Source organism: Parasedimentitalea denitrificans, from assembly GCF_011813015.1.
Lineage (GTDB): Bacteria > Pseudomonadota > Alphaproteobacteria > Rhodobacterales > Rhodobacteraceae > Parasedimentitalea > Parasedimentitalea denitrificans.
In genome coordinates this window covers 1-4,231 of sequence record NZ_QHLQ01000053.1, presented here as the reverse complement: position 1 = coordinate 4,231, position 4,231 = coordinate 1, and the positions used below count along the sequence as shown (strand labels likewise).

At 52.3% G+C, this 4,231-nt stretch carries 6 protein-coding genes; 4 read left to right on the top strand and 2 right to left on the bottom strand.

The window, feature by feature from the left end; translation table 11 throughout:
- Positions 1–255: 255 nt before the first annotated feature.
- Positions 256–1,170, bottom strand: coding sequence for a LysR substrate-binding domain-containing protein (locus tag DL239_RS21190; RefSeq protein WP_167686083.1), 915 nt, complete (start codon positions 1,168–1,170; stop codon positions 256–258).
- 131 nt (positions 1,171–1,301) lie between these two features.
- Between DL239_RS21190 and DL239_RS21185 the strand changes: the two genes are divergently transcribed.
- Genes DL239_RS21185 through DL239_RS21175 form a run of 3 tightly spaced genes read left to right on the top strand, consistent with a single transcriptional unit; the run spans position 1,302 to position 3,385 of the window.
- Complete coding sequence (locus DL239_RS21185) at positions 1,302–2,282, top strand: alpha/beta fold hydrolase (protein WP_167686082.1); 981 nt, start codon at positions 1,302–1,304, stop codon at positions 2,280–2,282.
- Between the two features lie 53 nt (positions 2,283–2,335).
- On the top strand, positions 2,336–2,803 hold the full coding sequence (locus tag DL239_RS21180) for a nuclear transport factor 2 family protein (RefSeq protein WP_206188591.1): 468 nt from the start codon (positions 2,336–2,338) through the stop codon (positions 2,801–2,803).
- 27 nt (positions 2,804–2,830) lie between these two features.
- Positions 2,831–3,385, top strand: coding sequence for a pyridoxamine 5'-phosphate oxidase family protein (locus DL239_RS21175; RefSeq protein WP_167686080.1), 555 nt, complete (start codon positions 2,831–2,833; stop codon positions 3,383–3,385).
- A gap of 360 nt (positions 3,386–3,745) precedes the next feature.
- Here the strand turns inward: DL239_RS21175 and DL239_RS21170 are convergent, their stop codons facing one another.
- Positions 3,746–3,997, bottom strand: coding sequence for a hypothetical protein (locus DL239_RS21170; protein ID WP_167686079.1), 252 nt, complete (start codon positions 3,995–3,997; stop codon positions 3,746–3,748).
- Positions 3,998–4,108: 111 nt separating this feature from the next.
- Between DL239_RS21170 and DL239_RS21165 the strand changes: the two genes are divergently transcribed.
- A partial coding sequence (locus tag DL239_RS21165) for a helix-turn-helix domain-containing protein (RefSeq protein WP_240932107.1) occupies positions 4,109–4,231 on the top strand: 123 nt, incomplete at its 3' end.

Genomic DNA, 4,231 nt, shown 5'->3' with positions numbered 1-4,231 from the left:
GCCGCAGCGTGAAACAGAGGCGGGAACACATTGTCCCGTTATACGGACACGCGAAAACTTCGAGTTTTTCAACAACATTCGCCCGAACCAGACCTTCGCACTAGGCACGGTAAAACGTATGCCGTGAGTGCGATGTAGTTGATTGGTTTTATGGATAGCAGCCATTCAGCGAGCGGTCAGCACCATCGCAGATGCTGCCTAGAAGCAGATACCATTTTGGAAATAGGACCTAGCCAATACTACCTGGCCACAATCTCAAAAAATGGCCAACCCAGTTTTCTCAATGGACGTCTTTAGCCTGTCAAAGGAAAAATCTAGGAACGTACGCACTTTGGGTGCGATAAGCTTGCTTTGGGGATAAACAAGGTGAACCGGCTCCGGAGGAGGCAAAAATTCGAGTAGCACCGGCACCAATTCGCCAGTACGCAATTGATCTGCGACCATGTAGGACAGCGCCATGGTGATGCCTTCACCTGCCACTGCCGCTGCCAGCGCTGTTGAGGCGTCGTTTACTTCGAAACGTGGGTGCAAAAGCACGTGTCCGCGTGTTTTATCTGATTTGTAGTGCCAGTCGTGGCTGACCATAATTCCGGTAAACCCAATGATCGAGTGCAATTTCAGATCGGCAGGTTCTACGGGCAGGCCGCGACGCTGCAGATAATCGGGACTGGCAACAAACATGCGCCGCACTTCCCCTAGGCGTTTGGCCATCAGGTTCGAGTCTGGAAGCTTTCCAATTCTAATCGCAACATCAATGCCTTCCTCGACAAGGTTGGCGACCCGGTCTAGGCTGATCAACGAGACCGTTATTTTTGGATGCGCTGCGATAAATGCCCGTGCGACCGGTGCTGCAATCATTCGGCTGAAGGTCACTGATGCTGAGATTGTCAAATGCCCCTGAGCGACCCCAACTTCGCCAACGGCTTGTTTTTCTGCGTCTTCGATTTCCAAGAGCAGCCGACGAGAAGCCTCCAGGAACCTGATGCCAGCATCCGTCAACGAGAGCTGTCGTGTTGACCGGGTCAAAAGCTGTACGCCCAGCCGTTCCTCAAGTGCATTCATCGCCCGGGTCACCGCAGGTGGTGACATTCTGAGACGATGTGCAGCCTGAACGAAGCTTCTGCTGTCATTGATAGCAGCAAAGACTTCCATCTGAAGAATGCGGTCCATTATTCCACCTTTTGCAATAATGTATTCACAGTTATCAGAATTCTTTCAAATCGGAAAGGTGGCTATTTCTGTGTTCATCAGCCGCAACGTCCAACTTGGCACCAAGCGGCGCAACATGAAGGACACTGACCATGACGACGAATTCAATCAAACCGCTCTTGCAAGCTGGCCTGATTTCATTGGGGCTTACAGCCGCTGCCGCAGCCGATGAGCCGCCAGTGCCATTTGCAGACCTCAGCGAAACGGCCGTGAAATACAACACTGTCGAAGTTGGCGGGCAAGAGATTTTCTATCGTGAGGCCGGAAACGCCGATGCGCCAGCTTTGCTCCTGTTGCATGGTTTTCCTACGTCGTCACAGCAGTATCGTGATCTGATCCCGGAGCTATCTGACGATTATCACGTCATTGCCCCTGACTACCCAGGTTTTGGCCGCAGTTCGATGCCGGACCGTAACGAGTTCGACTATACTTTTGCCAACTATGCAGAGCTGATGTCCGAGTTCACTGATACGCTGGAACTGAATTCCTATTCTCTTTACGTGATGGATTACGGTGCCCCGGTTGGCTATCGCCTAGCACTGAAAAACCCCGAAGCAATCGACGCTCTTATCATCCAAAACGGAAACGCCTACGAAGAAGGTCTGCTTGAATTCTGGGATGTGTTCCGCAGTTATTGGACAGCGCCATCGACTGAAACCCGGGAACCATTGCGTGGATTTCTGAATGTAGAAGCCACTGAATGGCAATATACACACGGTGTTCCAGAAACCAATGTTGGCCGGGTCAGCCCAGATGCGTGGATGCTTGACCAAGCATACCTGGATCGTCCGGGAAATCAGGAAATTCAACTGGACCTGTTTTATGACTATCGGACCAACGTTGATCTGTATCCGGACTTTCAAGAGTTCTTCCGCACACACCAGCCGCCAACACTGATCGTCTGGGGTGAAAACGACCATATCTTCCCGGCTGAAGGAGCATCGCCCTATCTGCGAGATCTGCCAAACGCGGAAATGCACCTCATCGATGCTGGCCACTTCATTCTGGAATCTCACGGGCCCGAAGTTGCCGGACTGATCCGCAGTTTTCTTGCTGATAGCCTGACCAACTAACCTAGCATGGTGCGGGGGTATTCCCCGCACCTCTTCAATATATGGAGGTTACAATGTCCGTACGCCCACCTTTGCCGCCTTTTACCAAAGAGACAGCAATCCAAAAGGTTCGGATGGCCGAAGATGCTTGGAATTCCCGAGACCCCGAAAAGGTGTCGCTGGCCTACACTGAGGATAGCAAATGGAGAAACCGGGCTGAGTTTCCCACTGGGCGACAGGAGATCCGGGGTTTTCTGAGCCAGAAGTGGATAAGGGAAGTAGAGTATCGCCTGATCAAGGAGCTCTGGGTTCATAGTGCAAACAGAATTGCAGTTAGATTTGCCTATGAATGGCGGAATCAGGACGGCGCTTGGTTCCGATCACTAGGCAACGAGAACTGGGCGTTCGATTCAAATGGTCTAATGCAGAGCCGCCATGCGAGCATTAACGATCTCTCGATCACCGCAGATGACCGCCTGTTTAAATGGCCGCAGGGGCCCCGGCCTGTCGATCATCCGGGGCTGTCTGACCTAGGCCTTTGAAACTCAAATCTTTTAGGAGACCCGAAGATGGGACATAAATTTGCAGAGCTGGCTTTTACCGATACCGTCAAAAGCATTCAGACGACCGAAGGAACCCGTAACGCCTATGCGCGGATGGAGGCTGGTGCCGACTATAATGATACGCTTGGCCCCAACGAAGCCCATTTCATAGCTGCGCGAGATAGCTTTTACATGGCAACAATCGGCGAAACCGGATGGCCCTATGTCCAGCACCGGGGCGGCCCAGTCGGCTTTGTTAAAATCCTAGACGAAAATAAGCTTGGCTTTGCAGATTATCGCGGCAATCGACAATACGTAAGCGTGGGCAATCTGAGCAACGAGGACCGGGTGTCTCTGTTTTTCATGGATTACCCAAACAAGACGCGACTAAAACTGCTGGGTCGGGCGCGCATTATTGATCCGTCCGAGGATGACCTTCTGCAAAAATTGTCACCGGCCGAGGGTTATAGGGCGCGGGTTGAAAGGGGGCTGTTGATTACGGTTGAAGCATTCGACTGGAATTGCCCACAACATATCACCCCTCGCTATACGCTGACTGAAATCAAAGTGAAGGATTGCTGATCACGGAAACGGTGTGAGCTTGGCTTTTTTGAAAGGCGCTGATGCAAAGGGAAAGCTTGGGAAGTTATTCCCAATTGAGAAATAGCTGGGCGGGAGCGGACCTAGCGGCAAGGGCAGGTAAGTGCGCACAGCGAACGGATGACGTCAATTCATGGTGCGCCCGCAACGAGCGGCAGCTTCGGATCGTGGCGGAGCGGAGTGAAGTTTCTCCAGAGGGGAGGAAAGCGTAAACTTTGCAAAGATCACTTCCTGTGCATTGCCGCCATTGGTGTGGTCGGAACTGCACGGCTGGTTCGCAACGTCAGCAGCCCTAAATGGAAATGCCAATCTACTGATCACGAGCCGTTGCTACACAATCCGCTAGTCCAGCCCCTCCGGCCACGGTTCCTTGTCGAAAGGCCCAATATTCCGGCCAGTCTTAGCCTCATACGCTAGCACTCTCTCTACGTAGCCCTCGCAAGAAGGCTCTTCGCGCCCATAGGCTGCCCACTTTAGCTCGTGAATGTGCTTTTTCAGCGCTTTCTGATCAACAGGTTCGAACTCCTCTCGTCCGGGAATATTCACAGAAGACTTCAGTGGGCGACCTACCACCGCTTCGGATGCATCTGCCATGACCTGCCTGAGTTCACCGACATGGTTACAGTCCACGATGTAGCTGTAGATATGCCGTTACTCGCGGGACATTTCCTTTAACCTCCCAGATTTGGGAAGAAGGAGATGTTCATGAACAAGGATCAACGCGAGATTCGACGTAAGCTGCGGATACTGCGATACGCAGACGAGATTGGTCATGTTGCTAAAGCCTGCCGTTATTTCGGGATCGGGCGATCCAGCTTTTACCGATGG